This is a genomic window from Actinocatenispora rupis, from assembly GCF_016861975.1.
GTDB lineage: Bacteria > Actinomycetota > Actinomycetes > Mycobacteriales > Micromonosporaceae > Actinocatenispora > Actinocatenispora rupis.
This window is the reverse complement of record NZ_BOMB01000010.1, coordinates 397413-413618: the sequence shown is the minus strand read 5'-3', so window position 1 is coordinate 413618 and position 16206 is coordinate 397413. Positions and strand designations below refer to the sequence as shown.

At 72.8% G+C, this 16206-nt stretch carries 19 protein-coding genes and 1 riboswitch; of the genes, 4 read left to right on the top strand and 15 right to left on the bottom strand.

Annotation, left to right across the window (positions count from 1 at the left end; genetic code table 11):
• Positions 1-38 precede the first annotated feature (38 nt).
• From Aru02nite_RS10055 to Aru02nite_RS10010, 10 genes are all read right to left on the bottom strand, one after another.
• Positions 39-1046 carry a DMT family transporter gene (locus Aru02nite_RS10055; RefSeq protein ID WP_203656930.1) on the bottom strand — a complete coding sequence of 336 codons (1008 nt, stop codon included), beginning with the start codon at positions 1044-1046 and terminating at the stop codon, positions 39-41.
• On the bottom strand, positions 1043-1888 hold the full coding sequence (hisG, locus tag Aru02nite_RS10050; RefSeq protein ID WP_203656929.1) for an ATP phosphoribosyltransferase: 846 nt from the start codon (positions 1886-1888) through the stop codon (positions 1043-1045). The genes Aru02nite_RS10055 and hisG overlap by 4 nt, the downstream gene beginning before the upstream one ends.
• 46 nt (positions 1889-1934) lie before the next feature.
• Positions 1935-2198, bottom strand: coding sequence for a phosphoribosyl-ATP diphosphatase (locus Aru02nite_RS10045; RefSeq protein ID WP_203656928.1), 264 nt, complete (start codon positions 2196-2198; stop codon positions 1935-1937).
• Between the two features lie 93 nt (positions 2199-2291).
• A complete protein-coding gene (locus Aru02nite_RS10040) occupies positions 2292-3161 on the bottom strand; it encodes a hypothetical protein (RefSeq protein ID WP_203656926.1) in 870 nt (289 codons plus the stop codon).
• A gap of 70 nt (positions 3162-3231) precedes the next feature.
• Positions 3232-3705 carry a 6,7-dimethyl-8-ribityllumazine synthase gene (gene ribH, locus Aru02nite_RS10035; RefSeq protein ID WP_203656925.1) on the bottom strand — a complete coding sequence of 158 codons (474 nt, stop codon included), beginning with the start codon at positions 3703-3705 and terminating at the stop codon, positions 3232-3234.
• Entirely contained in the window at positions 3705-4985 is a 1281-nt protein-coding gene (locus Aru02nite_RS10030; RefSeq protein ID WP_203656924.1) for a bifunctional 3,4-dihydroxy-2-butanone-4-phosphate synthase/GTP cyclohydrolase II, read from the bottom strand. The genes ribH and Aru02nite_RS10030 overlap by 1 nt, the downstream gene beginning before the upstream one ends.
• Complete coding sequence (locus tag Aru02nite_RS10025) at positions 4982-5590, bottom strand: riboflavin synthase (RefSeq protein WP_203656923.1); 609 nt, start codon at positions 5588-5590, stop codon at positions 4982-4984. The genes Aru02nite_RS10030 and Aru02nite_RS10025 overlap by 4 nt, the downstream gene beginning before the upstream one ends.
• Before the next feature lie 107 nt (positions 5591-5697).
• Positions 5698-5851: riboswitch (FMN riboswitch) on the bottom strand.
• A gap of 81 nt (positions 5852-5932) precedes the next feature.
• Entirely contained in the window at positions 5933-6895 is a 963-nt protein-coding gene (locus tag Aru02nite_RS10020) for a response regulator (protein WP_239076575.1), read from the bottom strand.
• On the bottom strand, positions 6892-7560 hold the full coding sequence (gene rpe / locus Aru02nite_RS10015) for a ribulose-phosphate 3-epimerase (protein ID WP_203656922.1): 669 nt from the start codon (positions 7558-7560) through the stop codon (positions 6892-6894). Before rpe ends, Aru02nite_RS10020 begins: the two co-directional genes overlap by 4 nt.
• A 76-nt stretch (positions 7561-7636) precedes the next feature.
• On the bottom strand, positions 7637-8146 hold the full coding sequence (locus tag Aru02nite_RS10010; RefSeq protein ID WP_203656921.1) for a DinB family protein: 510 nt from the start codon (positions 8144-8146) through the stop codon (positions 7637-7639).
• A gap of 116 nt (positions 8147-8262) precedes the next feature.
• On the opposite strand from Aru02nite_RS10010, the gene Aru02nite_RS10005 reads away from it, so the two are divergent.
• From Aru02nite_RS10005 to Aru02nite_RS09995, 3 genes are read left to right on the top strand one after another with little or no spacing between them, the layout of a single operon-like run.
• Positions 8263-8508: a hypothetical protein gene (locus tag Aru02nite_RS10005; RefSeq protein WP_203656920.1), complete on the top strand. Its 246-nt coding sequence runs from the start codon at positions 8263-8265 to the stop codon at positions 8506-8508.
• 4 nt (positions 8509-8512) lie between these two features.
• A complete protein-coding gene (locus Aru02nite_RS10000) occupies positions 8513-9469 on the top strand; it encodes a hypothetical protein (RefSeq protein ID WP_203656918.1) in 957 nt (318 codons plus the stop codon).
• Positions 9470-9474: 5 nt separating this feature from the next.
• Positions 9475-9780: a hypothetical protein gene (locus Aru02nite_RS09995; protein WP_203656917.1), complete on the top strand. Its 306-nt coding sequence runs from the start codon at positions 9475-9477 to the stop codon at positions 9778-9780.
• A 19-nt stretch (positions 9781-9799) separates the two neighbouring features.
• Here the strand turns inward: Aru02nite_RS09995 and Aru02nite_RS09990 are convergent, their stop codons facing one another.
• Complete coding sequence (locus Aru02nite_RS09990) at positions 9800-12526, bottom strand: DEAD/DEAH box helicase (RefSeq protein WP_203656916.1); 2727 nt, start codon at positions 12524-12526, stop codon at positions 9800-9802.
• Positions 12527-12674: 148 nt separating this feature from the next.
• On the opposite strand from Aru02nite_RS09990, the gene Aru02nite_RS09985 reads away from it, so the two are divergent.
• Complete coding sequence (locus tag Aru02nite_RS09985; RefSeq protein ID WP_203656915.1) at positions 12675-13448, top strand: HAD family hydrolase; 774 nt, start codon at positions 12675-12677, stop codon at positions 13446-13448.
• Between the two features lie 58 nt (positions 13449-13506).
• Here Aru02nite_RS09985 and Aru02nite_RS09980 read toward each other — a convergent pair whose 3' ends face one another.
• The 4 genes from Aru02nite_RS09980 to Aru02nite_RS09965 all read right to left on the bottom strand — a co-directional run bounded on the left by Aru02nite_RS09980 (position 13507) and on the right by Aru02nite_RS09965 (position 16171).
• Entirely contained in the window at positions 13507-14409 is a 903-nt protein-coding gene (locus Aru02nite_RS09980; RefSeq protein ID WP_203656914.1) for a diacylglycerol/lipid kinase family protein, read from the bottom strand.
• 46 nt (positions 14410-14455) lie between these two features.
• Entirely contained in the window at positions 14456-15403 is a 948-nt protein-coding gene (tatC, locus tag Aru02nite_RS09975) for a twin-arginine translocase subunit TatC (RefSeq protein WP_203656913.1), read from the bottom strand.
• Between the two features lie 12 nt (positions 15404-15415).
• A complete protein-coding gene (gene tatA, locus Aru02nite_RS09970; RefSeq protein WP_203656912.1) occupies positions 15416-15682 on the bottom strand; it encodes a Sec-independent protein translocase subunit TatA in 267 nt (88 codons plus the stop codon).
• Between the two features lie 189 nt (positions 15683-15871).
• Positions 15872-16171, bottom strand: a complete 300-nt coding sequence (locus Aru02nite_RS09965) for a hypothetical protein (RefSeq protein ID WP_203656911.1) — start codon at positions 16169-16171, stop codon at positions 15872-15874.
• Positions 16172-16206 lie beyond the last annotated feature (35 nt).

The following is a 16206-nucleotide window of genomic DNA, read 5'->3' as shown; positions in this document are numbered from 1 at the left end:
CACCGCGGTCCCCGCCTCCGAGGTTTCAGCGCTCACGACTACGAGTCTGCTCCCCCGGCCGGAGCCGTGCGGCGGCGGGGCCGACCACCGGTGGCCAGCCCGGACAGCAGCACCGCCGCGACCGTCAGCGCGGCGCCCACCACCACCGCCGGCGTCGGCCGGTGCTGCCCCGGTACGAACGTGTCGAGCAGCAACCCGCCCACCAGCTGGCCGGCGATCACGGCCAACCCGGTACGCAGCACGCCGAGCGTGCGTACCGCGGCGAGGTTGGCGCCGGTGACGACCAGGGACAGCACGCCGCCCAGGTACAGCCACCACGGGCCACCGGCGGCGTGCGGGTGCAGGTGCCCGGCGGCCGCGAACGCACCCGCCGCGAGGCTCAGGGCGGACGTGCCGACCAGCGCGTTCACCAGCGAGGCCGAGCCGACGTTGCGGGCCGTCTGGGTGACCCGGCCGTTCAGCGCGGACTGCACCGACAGCCCCAGCCCCAGCAGCAGCACGAACCCCAGCAGGCCCACCGCGACGTCGCCCACCGGCCGGCCCAGCTGGGCGATCCCGACCGCCACGACCGCCAGTACGGCGCTGCCGAGGCGTACCGGACTGATGGGCAGGCGGCCGGTCGGACCGAGACCGAGCCGGTCGGTGACCACGCCACCCACCGACGTGCCGCACACCTGGACAACCGTGACCAGCGCGACGCCCAGTACCGGCACCGTCAGCGCCGAACCCGCCACGAACAGCGCCCCGCAGACACCACCCAGGTACTGCCACCAGCGCAGGCCACTGCCGCGTAACCGCCCCAGACCCACCCGTACCGGGCGGAAGGCGAGCGCGGCGGCCAGCAACAGCACCGTGGCCAGGCCGTTCGAGACGAGGGCTGCGACCACCGGGGTGCCGACCCGTTCGGCCAGCCCACCGTTGACCACGCCCTGCACCGCCGAACACGCGCCGCCCACCAGAGCAACCGGTACCGCCACCGCGACGGGAAGCAGCCGGTCCGCCGCCGCCCCGGTACGCCCGGCGGTGGTGGCTCTGCCGGCCGTCACAGCCGGCAGGCGCTCAGCTCGGTGGCGAGGATCGCGCGGGCGCCCACCTCGTACAGCTCGTCCATGATGCGGTGCAGGTCGGCGCGGGCGATCATGGCCTGCACCGCGACCCACCCTTCCCGGTGCAGCGGCGACACCGTCGGCGCCTCGATGCCCGGGGTCAGCGCCGACGCCCGGTCCAGGTGCTCCACCCGCACGTCGTACGCCAGCATGACGTAGCGCTGGGCGACCAGGACGCCCTGCAGTCGGCGGGTGAGCTGGGTGACAGCGCCGTCGCCGTCCATCCCGGACCGGCGGATCAGCACCGCCTCCGACTCCAGCAACGGCTCACCGAACGGCTCCAGCCCCGCCTGCCGCAACGTCGCCCCGGTCGACACCACGTCCGCCACCACGTCGGCGACACCCAGCGCCACCGCGTTCTCCACCGCGCCGTCCAGCCGGATCACGTGCGCCGACACGCCCCGCTCGGCCAGCTGCCGGTGCACCACCCCCGGGTACGACGTGGCGATACGGCGGCCGGCCAGCTCGGCCACGTCGGCGACCGCACCCGGCCGCGCCGCGTACCGGAAGATGGAACCGCCGAAGCCGAGCGCCATCAGCTCCTCGGCCGGCGCGCCCGAATCGATCAGCAGGTCGCGGCCGGTGACGCCAAGGTCCAGGTCACCGGACCCGACGTACGTGGCGATGTCGCGCGGGCGCAGGTAGAAGAACTGCACCTGGTTCTGCTCGTCGGTGCAGGTCAGGTCCTTGTCGATGCGACGCTGCCGGTAGCCGGCCTCGCGCAGCATCTCGGTGGCGGGCCCGGACAGCGACCCCTTGTTCGGTACGGCGATGCGCAGCACGGTGTGACTCCTCGCTTCGTGGGGTGACGAGCTCTCGACGGACCGCTCAGAGATGTCGGTACACGTCGTCGAGCGTCAGACCCTTCGCGAGCATCAGCACCTGCGCGTGGTACAGCAGCTGGGAGATCTCCTCCGCGGCGCGGTCGGCGGACTCGTACTCCGCCGCCATCCACGACTCGGCCGCCTCCTCCACGACCTTCTTACCGATCGCATGGACGCCGGCCGACAGGGCCGCCACCGTGCCCGAACCGGGCTCGTTGGCCGCCGCCTTGGCCGACAGTTCCGCGAACAGCTCCTCGAAGGTCTTCACGGGGGCCCATTCTGGCAGCCCGGTACTCCGCCACGGTGGCCGGTCCCACGAAGCGGGCCGGTGGGCGACGCAGGTCACCCACCGGCCGCGCGGTCAGTTCCCCGGCAGGCCGGGCATCGTGCCGTCGCCCCCGCCGTTCGACCCGGTGCCGTTGCCGCCGTTGTTGTTGCCGTTGGTGCCGCTGCCGTTATTGCCGTTGTTGTTGTTGCCGTTGTTGTTGTTGCCGTTGGTGCCGTTGCCGGGTGCGCCGTTCGGCGCTCCGGACGTCGACGGGCTCGGCGCGCCGCCCGGACCGCCCGGAGCCTGGCTCCCGCACGGCCGCCCCTGCTGCCCGGCACCGTTCTGGTTACCGGTCCCGTTCTGGCCCGTGCCCTTCTGACCGCCGTTCTGGCCGCCGTTCTGGCCGGTGCCGTTCTGGTTGTCGGAACCGTTCTGGCCGCCGTTCAGGCCGTTGCCACCGTTCGAGCCGGTGCCACCGTTCGAACCGCCGTTCAGGCCGTTGCCGTTGGTGCCACCGCCGTTGGTGCCGCCGCCGTTGGTGCCGTTGCCGCTGGTGCCGTTGCCGCTGGTGCCGTTGCCCGTACCGTTGCGGTTGGTGCCGCCGTTGAGGCCGTTGCCGTTGTCGGTGCCGGACCCGCCGTTCATGCCGTTGCCACCGTTGGGCGCGTTGCCGTTCGCGCCGCCGTTCCGGCCGCCCGTGTCGGGGCCGCCGATGCCGTTGCCGCCGCCCGCCCGCGTACCGCCGGCGGGGTTGCCGCTCGCGCTCGGCGACGGCGCGCAGGTCTGCGCCGACGGGCTCGGCTTCGGCGCCTTCGCCTCGGACTTCTTGTCGTTGCAGCCGGCGAGCCCCACCACGCCGACCACACCAATGGCCACAGCGCCGACCAGTCGTACCTTAAGCACGGAAACCCTTCCAATCCCCCAAGAAAACATCGCCCCCGGGAGGGTAGGGTGCCGCCGCAAGGCGACCGTACGTACGCGCCACCGGCCACCGCGCCGCCGCACCGTACGGGTCGCCGCGGCGGGCGTACGGCTATCGGCGCAGGTCGCGCAGGGTGGCCGCGGCGTCGAGTACGGCGCGGGTCGCGTCCCAGCCCTTGTCCTCCGCCGAGTCCGGCAGGCCGGCGCGGGCGCGCGCGTGGGCCAGCTCGTACACGGTGAGGACGCCGTGGCCGACGGGGATCCCGGCGTCCAGCGCGACGCGGGTGAGGCCGTCGGTGACGGAGCGGCAGACGTAGTCGAAGTGCGCGGTCTCGCCGCGGATCACCACGCCCAACGCGACGACCGCGTCGCAGCGGTGCGCCAGCGCCTGGGCGACGACGGGCAGCTCGACCGATCCGGCGACGCGTACCGCGGTCACCTCGGTGACGCCGCTGGACTTGGCGGCCGCCTCGGCGCGGGCGAGCATCTGGTCGGTCAGCTCGTGGTGCCAGCGCGCGGCGACGATGCCCAGCCGCAGGCCGGCACCGTCCACAGTGGACATTTCCGGTACGGCGTGTCCGGCCATCAGGCGTGTCCCTCCGTCAGTTCGTCGAAGTCGGGCAGGTCGTCGAGCAGGTGGCCGAGCCGGTCCCGCTTGGTCTTCAGGTAACCGATGTTCTCCGGGTGGGCGCGGACCGGCAGCGGCACCCGGTCCACCACGCGCAGCCCGTACCCGGCGAGGCCGGCGCGCTTGTCCGGGTTGTTGGTCAGCAGCCGCATGCTGCGGACGCCCAGGTCGCAGAGGATCTGCGCGCCCGTGCCGTAGTCGCGGGCGTCGGCCGGGAGCCCCAGGTCGAGGTTGGCGTCGACGGTGTCCCGCCCACCGTCCTGCAACTGGTACGCCTGGAGCTTGTGCAGCAGGCCGATGCCGCGACCCTCGTGGCCCCGCACGTACAGCACGACGCCGCGGCCCTCGGCGGCCACCGCCCGCATCGCCGCGTGCAGCTGCGGCCCGCAGTCGCAGCGCACCGACCCGAACACGTCGCCCGTCAGGCACTCCGAATGCACCCGGACCAGCACGTCCTCGCCGTCGCCCAGATCGCCGGCGACCAGCGCGATCTGCTCCGAGTCGTCCACCAGCGACCGGTACCCGACCGCCTGGAACTCCCCGTACTCGGTGGGCACCCGAGCGGTCACCACCCGCTCCACCTGCCGCTCGTGCCGCCGCCGGTACGCGATGAGGTCGGCGATCGTGATCAGCGTCAGCTCGTGCTCGTCGGCGAAGACCTCCAGCTCGGGCAGCCGGGCCATGTCCTCGTCCTTCTGGCTGACGATCTCGCACAGCACCCCGGCCGGCGGCAACCCGGCCAGCCGCGCCAGATCCACCGCGGCCTCGGTGTGCCCCGGCCGGCGCAGTACGCCACCGTCCTTGGCGCGCAACGGAACCACGTGACCCGGCCGGCGGAAGTCGACCGCGCTCGACGACGGGTCGGCCAGCAGCCGCATCGTCGTCGCCCGGTCCGCCGCCGAGATCCCGGTCCCCACCCCGTCCGCCGCGTCCACCGTCACCGTGTACGCGGTGCCCCGCCGGTCCTGGTTCACGTGGTACATCGGCGGCAGGTTGAGCCGGTCGCAGTCCTCGCCGGTCAGCGGCACGCAGATGTACCCCGACGTGTACCGCACCATGAACGACACCAGCTCCGGCGTGGCCTTCGCCGCCGCGAAGATCAGGTCGCCCTCGTTCTCCCGGTCCGGGTCGTCCACCACGACCACCGGCCGGCCGGCCGCGATGTCCGCGATGGCCCGCTCGACCGTCCCGTACGCCGGGGCGGCGTCGGCGGCGACCGCACCGTCCGGCGCGCTCACGACGCACGCTCCGGCGCGCCCACCAGCTTCTCCAGGTGCTTGCCGATCACGTCGACCTCCAGGTTCACCAGGTCGCCGACCGGACGGTGGCCGAGCGTGGTGACCCGCATCGTCGTCGGGATCAGGCTCACCGAGAACGACGCCTCGTCGACCGCGGTGACGGTCAGCGAGACACCGTCGACGGCGATCGACCCCTTCTCCACCACGTACCGGTTGAGGTCCGGCGGCAGCGCGACCCGGACGTCCTCCCAGCGGTCCCCGGGATGCCGGGACAGGATCGTGCCGACCCCGTCGACGTGCCCCTGCACGAGATGCCCGCCGAGCCGGGTGGCGAGGGTCGCGGCACGCTCCAGGTTCACCGGGTCGCCCACGCGTACCGAGTCGACCGTGGAGCGCTCCAGCGTCTCGCGCATCACGTCGGCGACGAACGTGCCCGTCGCCGGATCCGTCGACACCACCGTCAGGCACACGCCGTTGACGGCGATCGAGTCACCGTCGCGGGCGTCGCCGGCCACCAGCGGCCCCCGTACGGTGATCAGGGCGGAATCGGCGGACCGCTCGATCGCGGTCACCTCGCCCAGCTCTTCGATGATCCCGGTGAACATCCTGCCCGCGCTCCTTCGTCTGAGGCGCGAGGCGGGCAGGGCACCACGCGGGTACGCGTCAGCGCACGCCGACGCTCACACCGGCGTACGGACACACCGGTGCACCCACGCGCTCGCTCCCTTCCGGACTGTCACCGTCGGCTCCGGACTCCCACCGGATCAACCGCCACCGCGACGTGAGTCGCCGTGTCGGGTCGCGGGCTTCACGGCTCGCACCGTGTCACCGCCGGTTCGGAATTGCACCGAACCCCGCCAGCGCGCGTGCTGGTTTCGCACCGCCCAGTCTGGCACGCCGGACGGCCCGCGCCGACGTCAACCTGCCCGCACGACCCGTCTGGTACGTCACGCACCGGGACGGTTGCGCCGCCGGTCGACCGCCACGTACGAACCCGGGTGGGACTTCGCGACACCCTTCATCTCGGTCGCCACGGCCACCACCTCGCGCGGGTCACCGAACCGCCGGTACCGGCTGCTCGCCACCCCCACCGACAGCGTGACCAACCCGTACGTGTGGACCTGGCCGCGGCGGTCCGGCAGCCGCAGATGCCCCTTCGCCGCGTCCGCCGGGTCGTACAACTCGGGCACCCGCGACTCGAACGCCGCGATCGTCCGCGCCGTGACCGGGTCGACCTGGTCCGGCTCGCACAGCACCAGGAAGTCGTCGCCACCCACGTGCCCGAGGAACGGCACCGGTGGCCCCGCCGCCGTGACCGCCTCGTACAGCACGTGGGCCAGCAGGCTGATGAACTCGTCCCCACGGACGAACCCGTACGCGTCGTTGACGCTCTTGAACCGGTCGATGTCCACGTAGCAGAGGGCGAACCGGCCGTCGTGGCGGACCCGCTCGCCGATCTCGCGGAGGATCCGCGCGTTGCCCGGCAGCCCCGTCAGCGGCGACGACTCGCGCATCTCCCGGTTGCGCCGCAACGTCGAACGGACCCGTGCCAACAGTTCGAGGGTGTCGAACGGCTTGATGATGTAGTCGTCGGCGCCCGCGGTCAGCCCCGCCACCCGGTCCGCGCCGAGCCCCTTCGCCGTCAACATGATCACCGGTACGCCCGCGGTCAGCGGATCGGCCCGGATCCGCCGCGTCACCTCGACCCCGTCCAGGTCCGGCATCATCACGTCGAGCAGCACCAGATCCGGCCGCTGCCGGGCGATCTCGGCCAGGGCCTCCGCCCCGTCGGCGGCGACCGCCACGTCGAACCCCTCGAACCGCAGGTTCATCTCGACGAACCGGACGATGTCGGGATCGTCGTCGACGACCAGCACGCGACCGGGGGCGTCGGGCCGGCGGTCGGTCACGACGCCGCCGCGCCCGCCCCGGCCAACCGGCGCAGCGCGCGGGCCGCCTCCGCCGGATCGTCCGCGCCGTAGATCGCCGTGCCCGCGACGAACGCGTCCGCGCCCGCCTCCGCGGCCCGCCCGATCGTGTCGGCGTTGATCCCGCCGTCCACCTCGATCCGCACCGCCAGGTCACCGCGCGCCCGCTTCACCGCACGTACCTTGTCCAGCAGCTCCGGCAGGAACGCCTGCCCGCCGAACCCGGCCTTGATCGTCATGATCAGCACGGTGTCGAACTCCGGCAACAGCTCCAGGTACGGCTCGACGGCGGTGTCCCGGTCGATCGCCAGCCCCGCCAGGCTGCCCGCCGCGCGCAGCCGCCGCGCCAGCGCCACCGGCTCGTCCGTCGCCTCGGCATGGAACGTCACGTTGTGCGCGCCGGCCTCCGCGTACCCGACGGCCCAGCGGTCCGGGTCGGTGATCATGAGGTGGCAGTCGAGCGGCACGTCGGTCGCCTTGCGCAGGCTCTGCACCACCGGCAACCCGATCGTCAGGTTGGGTACGAAATGGTTGTCCATCACGTCCACGTGCAGCCAGTCGACCGCGTCGGCCACGGCGGCGGCCTCGTCGGCCAGTCGGGCGAAGTCGGCGGACAGGATGCTCGGCGCGATCAGCAGTTCCCCCACGGTCGGCCATCCTAAGCCGTGCCGTCACCGTCACCGCCGGGACGCCCACCCCGCGTGAGACGGGCGTCGGCCCGAACTACAGCCCGGTACGGCCGTCGATGCGCTCGCGCAGCAGGTCGGCGTGCCCGAGATGCCGCGCGTACTCACCGATCACGTGGTGCAGCATCCAGCGCAGCGACATCGTCCCCACACCGTCCCACTCGAACGTGTCGGTCAGCACCGCGCCGTCCAGCGCCTTGCGGGACAGCTCCCACTCCGCCGTCAGCCGCTCCAGGTCACGTTCGGCATGCTCCGGGTCGGCAGCCTCGAAGCACTCGTCCCGCCCCGGGTACAGCTTGTCGACGTCCTCCCCCCGGTACCGCACGCGGAACCAGGTCCGCTCCATGTCGGTGATGTGCCGGACCAGGCCGAGCAGCGACAGGTTCGACGGGGGAACGGCCCACTGCGCCAGCTGCTCCCCGGTCAGCCCGGCGCACTTGTGCAGCAGGGCGGTCCGGTTCGTGTCGAGCCAGCCGACGAACATGTCCAACTCGCCGGCGACGGCCGGTTCATCGATGCGCTCGATCTCGGGTGCGGTCCACGACATCCGGCCATGATGCCCGAAGTCGGGCCCCGATGGGGGGCGGCAAAGGGATCGACACGCCGTGTCGGCGCGCCGACTGGGGGTACCGGACAGGCAACCCTTCACCGTACGATCCGGACATGTTGCGCGACGACATCGGGTCCGTCGCCAACGCCCTCCGGGACCTCGGTGCGGCGGAGACCTCCGCTGCCGCCACCGCCCGCGCCACCGCCGCGGCCCTCACCACCCTCGCCGTGGGCAGCAACCGCCCCGAACTACCCAAGGCCGGGAAAGCCGCCGCGGCGGCGTTCGACACCCACCGTCGTACCGGCGACCTGCTGGTCGGTACCGCGGACCTGCTGCACTGGTTCGCGGCGAGAGTGTGAGCCGATGGGCTGGCCGGAAATCCGCTCCGCGCTCGACGCCCAGCTCATCGCGTTGCGCCACGCCGGCCTCGACTGGACCGCCCGGCGTACCAAGCTGAGCGAGACCACCACCCGCGCCCACCACGTACTCGACGGGGCCGTCAGCGCGGCGCCCCGGGAGGCGCTCGCGCACCTCCACGCCGCGAAGGACACCGGCGCCCCGGCCGGCCCCAAGCTGGCGGAGGCCGCCACCGCCATCGAGAAGTACCTGAAGGCGGTCGACCCCGACAACGCCGCCGGCAGCGCCGCGGGCGTCCCCGCGCCGACGGAGATCGGCGACGAGCACGGCGGCCACGGCGGTCCGGGCGTACCAGGGGCGCGGAGGGCCCTGACCGGTGGCTGGCGGAAGCGGAGCCATGTCTTCACCGAGCAGGGCGGCCCGGGGGGATTCGCCGACTTCGTCGCACGCGGCGGCGCGCTGTTGGCGTTCCAACTCCAGTGGCTGCTCGCCGCCGGCCACGTCCTCGACCGGCACGGCCCCGCGTTGACCGACCACCAACTGCAGGCCCGGGCCCGCAACGGCATCGACCCGATCACGGGAACGAGAACCGACTGGGAGCGGGGCAGCAAGCACAAGTACGGCAGGCACGCGACCGCGTTCACGAGTGCCCAGTCCCTCGCGTACGCGGAGATGCGGGTGCACGACAGCCGGGCGAACCAGGAGCGTCGCAACAAGGCGGACGCCGACGACGAGCTGCAGTACCAGATCGCGGTGCCGGCGGAGTGGGTCTTCGGCGCGGACTTCCGCACCCACCTGCGTGGCTGGGGCCGCGTCGGTTCGAAGGAACACCCGCAGGGTACGCAGCCCACGATCTTCCCAGACTCCACGCACATTCTGGTCGTATACGCGCGAAGCGACACAGCCAGCGAATGGGTGGCGTACACGTGTTACCCGATGCTCTCGCCCCCCGGCGACGGGTGAAGGGGTTGGACTCAGTGGATCAGATCAGCCCACGGATTCGCACCACGCTTCAGGACTACGCCCTGGAAGGAGATCCGGCCGGCATCGCCCGGCTCGGCACGGTCGTCGCGGCCGGAAACAAGCCGTGGTTCGCGGACGAATTCGCGCAGACGTTGCGGGCCGGACTCTTCACCGCGCAATGGTGGGGCACCACGCTCTACGACGACGACTGGACCGAGGCTCAGGCCGACGACCTGGACGAGGACCTGCGGGAGATCTGGGGGGCGGTGGCGCCGGGGCGGGCGTACCCGTTGGACGCGCCGGGCGGCTGAGCGCCGCCCGGCGTCCCGGTCAGCCGACGGAGGTGTAGGCGACGACGCCGCGGCGCAGCGCGTCGACGGCCTGCCGGCAGGTGGAGCGCAGGTCGGCGTCGGCGGCGACGGCGATCTGTTCGAGCAGGTCGATGACCTGCCGGGTCCACCGTACGAAGTCGCCGGCGGGCATCTCGCCGTCGACGCCCTGCGCGCTGGCGAGCACCTTGGCGAGCGGTTCGCCGCGGGCCCACCGGTACGTGGGCCAGACGAAGCCGAGGTCGGGTTCGCGGGTGAGGCGCAGGCCGTGGCGCTGTTCCTCGGCGAACAGTTCGCCGAAGAGTTCGAGCCCGGCGGCGACGGCGGACGCGACGGGACCGCCCGGTACGGCGACGCGGTCCTCGACTTCGCGGCGCGCCTCGTACACGAGCATGGAGACGGCGGCGGCGAGTTCGGGGGCGGAGAGGCCGGCCCAGATGTTCTCGCGCAGGCATTCGGCGACGAGCAGGTCGGTCTCGGCCCAGATCCGCGACAGCGTACGCCCGGCGTCGGTCACCGCGTACCCGGTGTCCTCGCTGGCCAGGTAGCCGCGGGAGGCGAGCATCGCGCACACGTCGTCGAACGTGCGGACCAGCGAACCGGTCCGGCCGGCGACCTTGTCGCGCAGCGCCTGCGTCTCCTGTTCGAGTCGCGCCCAGCGGGCCGCCCAGCGGGCGTGGTCCTCCCGGTCGGCGCAGCCGTGGCAGGGGTGTGCCCGCATCCGGCGCCGCAGGTCGAGCAGTTGCTCGTCGTCGGCGGCGGCCGACCGGGACCGCCGGGTACGCCGGGTGTCGGGCGCGGCCGCCACTTCGGCACGGGACAGGGCGACGGCGAGGTCGCGGCGGGCCTGCGGGGAGCGGTGGTTGAAGTGCCGCGGCACGCGGATGCGGCCCAGCGACTCGCCGCCGCCGACCTCGGCTGCCTGGATCCGCCCGGCCCACCGGTCCTCGGTCAGTACGAGGGGGCGGGGGTCGTCGTGGCCGGTGTCGCCCGGGTCGAGTACCACGGCGAGGCCGGCGCGACGGCCGGCCGGGATCCGGATGATGTCGCCGATCTTCAGCCGGGACAACGCCTGCGCTGCCTGCGCCCGCCGGTTGACCGCCCCGGCGCGGCCGAGTTCCTTCTCCCGCTGGGAGATCGCGGTACGCAGCGACTGGTACTCGGCGAAGTCGCCGAGGTGGCAGGCCATCCGTTCGGCGAGCTGCTCGGCGTTGTGCTCGTTGCGGCGTACCTGGTGGGCGAGGCCGACGACGGACCGGTCCGCCTGGAACTGCGCGAAGCTGCGTTCGAGCAGTTCCCGCGAGCGCGCCGCGCCCAGCATGTCGATCACGTTGACCGCCATGTTGTACGAGGGCCGGAAGCTCGACCGCAGCGGGTACGTCCGGGTCGAGGCGAGGCCGGCGACGTGCCGCGGGTCGGTCTCCGGGGACCACAGCACGACGGCGTGCCCCTCGATGTCGATCCCGCGCCGCCCGGCCCGCCCGGTCAGCTGCGTGTACTCCCCCGGCGTGATGTCGACGTGCGCCTCGCCGTTGTACTTGACCAGCCGCTCCAGCACCACGCAGCGGGCCGGCATGTTGATGCCCAGCGCCAGCGTCTCGGTGGCGAACACCGCCTTCACCAGGCCGCGGACGAACAGCTCCTCCACGACCTCCTTGAACGCCGGCAGCATGCCAGCGTGGTGTGCGGCGAGCCCGCGCTCCAGCCCGTCCAGCCACTCCCAGTACCCGAGGACGGTGAGGTCCTCGCCGGCCAGCGCCGACGTACGGGTCTCGACGATGGCGCGGATCTCGTCCCGTTCGGCCGGGGTGGTCAGGCGCAGCCCGGCGCGCAGGCACTGGGCGACCGCCGCGTCGCAGCCCGCGCGGCTGAACACGAACAGGATCGCCGGCAGCAGTCCGGCGCCGTCCAGCCGGTCCACCACCTCGGGCCGGGCCGGCGGCTGCCAGCGCCGCGGCCGACCGCGCCGGCCACCGTTGAACTCCAGCCGCCGCAACTGCTCCCGGGAGTACCGGAGGAGCTCGGGGTGGACCTCGTGCTTCTCGGCGGCGGCCCGGTCGTGGAACAGGTCGAACATGCGGCGGCCGACGAGCATGTGCTGCCACAGCGGTACGGGTCGGTGCTCGCTGACGACGACCTCGGTGGTGCCGCGGACGGTGATCAGCCAGTCGGCGAACTCCTCCGCGTTCGACACCGTGGCGGACAACGACACCAGCGTCACCGATGCGGGCAGGTGGATGATGACCTCCTCCCACACCGCGCCGCGGAACCGGTCGGCGAGGTAGTGCACCTCGTCCATCACCACGTACCCCAGACCCTCCAATGTGGACGATCCGGCGTACAGCATGTTGCGGAGGACCTCGGTGGTCATCACCACGACCGGTGCCTCGGGGTTGATGGCGTTGTCGCCGGTGAGCAGCCCGACACGGTCGGCACCGTAGCGCGCGACGAGGTCGTTGAACTTCTGGTTGGACAGCGCCTTGATCGGCGTGGTGTAGAAGCACTTGCGCCCCAGCCGCAGCGCCAGGTGCACCGCGAACTCCCCGACCACCGTCTTGCCCGCCCCGGTCGGCGCGCAGACCAGCACGCCGCTGCCGCCCTCCAGCGCGCGGCAGGCGTCGATCTGGAACCGGTCGGGCTGGAAGCCGAGGTCCGCCGCGAACTCGGTGAAGGCGGGGAACCTCGTCCGGTCCTGCGCGGCGGCGTACCGCTCCGAAGGGGTGCTCATACCGCAAGGCTATGCGGCCGGCGCCGATCCGCGTCGCGGCCACGCTGTCCCACCCGGGCGAACCGGCGCAACCGGTCGTTCGGGGCGCAACCACCACCGGCGCGAACACCGGTGCGGGACGGTCAGGACCCCTCGGTATCGTGCACGCGTGCCGGATGCCACGAGTAGTGACCGTTCCGCCGCCACCCGCGGCCCGTCCGTTCCGACCGGGGGTACCGACGGGCGGCGCCGGCCCAGCGCCGTGCTGTTCGACTTCCACGGGACCATCGCGCAGGTCGAGCCCGCCGACCGGTGGGTACGGCTCGCCGCCCGCGCCTGCGGCACCGACCTCGACCCGGCCCGCTGCGCCGGGCTCGCCGACGCGCTCGTCACCGCCGGCCGGGCCGGTGGACCCCGACCCGGCCGCATCCCGCCCGAACTCGCCGAGGCGTACGCCGAGCGCGACCTGTCCGAGCACGCCCACCGCACCGCGTACGCCGGGCTCGCGGCCACCGTCGACGCCGGCATCCCCGGCTTCGCCGACGCGCTGTACGAGCGGCTCCTCGACCCGGACGGCTGGTCGCTCTACCCGGACACCGTGCCGACGCTGACCGCGCTGCGCGCCGCGGGCGTACCGGTGGCGGTGGTCAGCAACATCGGCTTCGACATCCTGCCGCTGGTCACCACGCTCGGCATCGCCGACCTCGTCGACAGCTGGCTGCTGTCGTACCAGCTCGGTACGTGCAAGCCGGACCCGGCGATCTTCCTCCGTGGCTGCGCCGCGGTCCGGCACGAACCCGAGCACACCCTGATGGTCGGCGACACCGCGGCCGACGCCGCCGCCGCGACCGTCGGCTGCCCGACGCTCATCCTGCCGATCTCCGAGCCCGGCGAGGTGCACGGCCTGTCCGCGGTCCTCGACCTGGTCGGCGCCCACCACTGACCCGACGCGCCGGATCCCTTGCGTACCAACGGATCCGGCGCGCACACGCGGGCGGCGCTCAGGCCAGCAGGGTCAGCGCCCCCGGTACGCACTCGACGGTGACCGGCAGCGCCAGGCCGCGCTCGCCGTCGGCGTACGTCGGGCGGGGCTCGCCGTGGATCTCCACGACCCGCGCCCGGTGGTGGCTGACCGCCGGATGGTCGAGGTGGCGCGCCTTGCGCATCAGCGACTTCATCCGCACCGCGGTGGCGCGGCCGATCGGGCTGATCACGGTCAGGTCGAGCAGCCCGTCGGTGGGGTCGGCGTTCGGGCAGACGGGCAGGCCGCCGCCGTACCGCGCGGTGTTGCCCAGCGCGATGATCATCGCGCTCAGTTCCCTCGTCTCCCCGTCGAGCACCAGCTTGTAGTCGTGCGGCGCGAGCTGGAGGATCTCGGCGAGGATCGACACGTCGTACCGGCGGGGGCCCTTGGGCCAGGTCAGCCGGTTGGCGCGCTCGTTGATCGAGGCGTCGAGCCCGGCGGACAGGACCGTGCCGTACCAGACGTCGTCGGCGCCCGGCTGGCTCGACCGGCCCAGGTCGATGACCCGCCGGTGCCCCTCGCGCAGCGCCGCGACCAGCGCCTTGATCGCCGGCTCCGGCGCCACCGGCATGCCCAGCGCCCCGACGAAGTCGTTTCCGGTACCGATCGGCACCACACCCAGCGGTACGCCGGTGCCGGCAACCGCCTGTACGGCCAGGTGCACCGTCCCGTCGCCGCCGACCGCGACCAGCGCGGCCGGCCGCTCCGCCACGGCCTCCCGGCACACCGCGAGCGCGGCGTCCCGGTCCGGCGCGGGCAGCAGCTTCGGCGTCAGCCGGGCCGCCCGCAGCCGGCCGATCACGTCGGCCACCACGCCGGCCCGCCGACCCCGGCCGGCGCTCGGGTTGACCAGGACGGCCACCTCAGACGCATCGATCACGGCATGACCGTACCGGTACCTCCGGGGCGTGATCCACGCCGGTCGATCAGGTGCTGTCGTCGAACCGCCGGCGGCGGTCCCGTGGCGACTCCTCGACCTCCGCGATGGGCTCCGGCGCGCCGATCGGCTCCAGATCGTCCACCGGATCCGCCGTGTACTCCAGCTCGGACGCCTCGTCGTCGTCGACCTCGCCGTACTCGGCGGCCAGCTTGCGGGCCTTGCGCCGGTCGTTGAGGAACGAGAACCCGACGGCCCCGAAGTACAGGATGACCATGGGGATCGCCAGCGCCGTCATGCCGAACGGGTCCGGCGTCGGGGTCACGACCGCGGAGATCACGAACATCAGGAAGACGGCGATGCGCCACCAGCCGAGCAGCCGCTTCGCGCTGAGGATCCCGGCCGCGTTGAGCAGCGCCAGGATGAGCGGGAACTCCAGCGCCAGCCCGAACACGACCATCAGCTTCGTCATGAAGTCGATGTAGCCCGACACGTCGAGCATCGCCTTGACCTGGCTGGCGATGCTCGGCAGCAGGAACTCCAGCCCCCGCGCGACCACCAGGTACGCCAGGGTGACGCCGCCGGCGAACAGCGGCACCGCCACACCGACGAACCCGTACGCCCAGCGGCGCTCGTTCGCGTGCAGGCCGGGCGCGATGAACGCCCACAGCTGGTACAGCCAGACCGGGCAGGCGAGCACCAGCCCGATGTACAGCGCGAGCTTCAGGCCGACCACGAAGTACGACGTCACGGCGGTGGTGACGATGTCGCAGCCCTGTTTGCCGCGGTTGGCGATCGCGAGATCGCAGTAGGGCTGGACGAGGAAGTCGAGAACCTTCGTGTGGACGGCGTAGCCGATGATGAAGCCGACCAGGATCGCCAGCGCAGCCTTGAACAGCCGGCTACGGAGCTCCCGCAGGTGCTCCATCAGTGGCATGGAGCCGTCGGCCGCCCGCTCGAACTGCTCGGCGCGGCGGCGGCGCAGGACCGGACTCACGTCGAGGCGGTTCTACAGATCCGTGGTGGACTTCTTGGCCGACCGGGTCTCCGAGATCGGCGACGCCTGGTCGTCCTCCAGCGGCTTCCGGCTGGTCTGTGCCTCGGCCTTCTCGGCGACGTCGCGCTCGTCGTCGTCGCGGAGGGTCTTGGTCTCGGCCTTGATGATGCGCAGCGACCGGCCCAGGCCACGCGCGGCGTCCGGGAGCTTCTTCGCCCCGAACAGCAGGATCAGCACCACCACGAGAATCGCGATGTGCCACGGCCTGATGGCGCCCATATCTGTTCCACCTCCGGGTGCGAAGACCCACCCATCCTACGTTCCGCGGCTGGGAACGTCTCCGACCGCCGGCCACTCGACATGCTCCGGCGGCGCAAGTCTTGCCGTCGGATGAGGCTACGTCAACCTCTTCCCACGGCAGATCGACCGCGCTGTCCGGTCGACGGTACCGTTCGCCGGATCGGTGCCCTACGGGCGGTTGGCGGTACTTCCGTCGCCGTGGCCCGGCGCCCCGCCGCGCCCCGTCGGCAGCCCGCGAGCAACCCAGCCGTCCGCGGTCTCCGTGGCCCGCTCGCGTACGACGGCCAGGTCGGCGTCCAGCGCCCGGACCCGCCGCGCGAGCGCCGTGAACTCGCCCTGCCGGGACCGGAACGCCGCGGCCGCCGCCAGCAGCGGACGACGCCGCCGCAGCAGCCCCACCGCCGACAACGCCAGCGCGAGCAGGCCGACCACGACGATCGCGAGTACCAGGATCCAGACGGGCCGCATGGCATCCGACCATACCGACCGGGCCGCCGGGCGGA

What these genes read in the sequence shown, in the direction of transcription:
- Aru02nite_RS10000 (WP_203656918.1), top strand. Translation starts at nt 8,513, where the DNA reads ATGGGCTGGCCGGAAATCCGCTCCGCGCTCGACGCCCAGCTCATCGCG.
- Aru02nite_RS09990 (WP_203656916.1), bottom strand. Translation starts at nt 12,526, where the DNA reads ATGAGCACCCCTTCGGAGCGGTACGCCGCCGCGCAGGACCGGACGAGG.
- Aru02nite_RS10025 (WP_203656923.1), bottom strand. Translation starts at nt 5,590, where the DNA reads ATGTTCACCGGGATCATCGAAGAGCTGGGCGAGGTGACCGCGATCGAG.
- Aru02nite_RS10005 (WP_203656920.1), top strand. Translation starts at nt 8,263, where the DNA reads ATGTTGCGCGACGACATCGGGTCCGTCGCCAACGCCCTCCGGGACCTC.
- tatA (WP_203656912.1), bottom strand. Translation starts at nt 15,682, where the DNA reads ATGGGCGCCATCAGGCCGTGGCACATCGCGATTCTCGTGGTGGTGCTG.
- ribH (WP_203656925.1), bottom strand. Translation starts at nt 3,705, where the DNA reads ATGGCCGGACACGCCGTACCGGAAATGTCCACTGTGGACGGTGCCGGC.
- Aru02nite_RS10010 (WP_203656921.1), bottom strand. Translation starts at nt 8,146, where the DNA reads ATGTCGTGGACCGCACCCGAGATCGAGCGCATCGATGAACCGGCCGTC.
- Aru02nite_RS09965 (WP_203656911.1), bottom strand. Translation starts at nt 16,171, where the DNA reads ATGCGGCCCGTCTGGATCCTGGTACTCGCGATCGTCGTGGTCGGCCTG.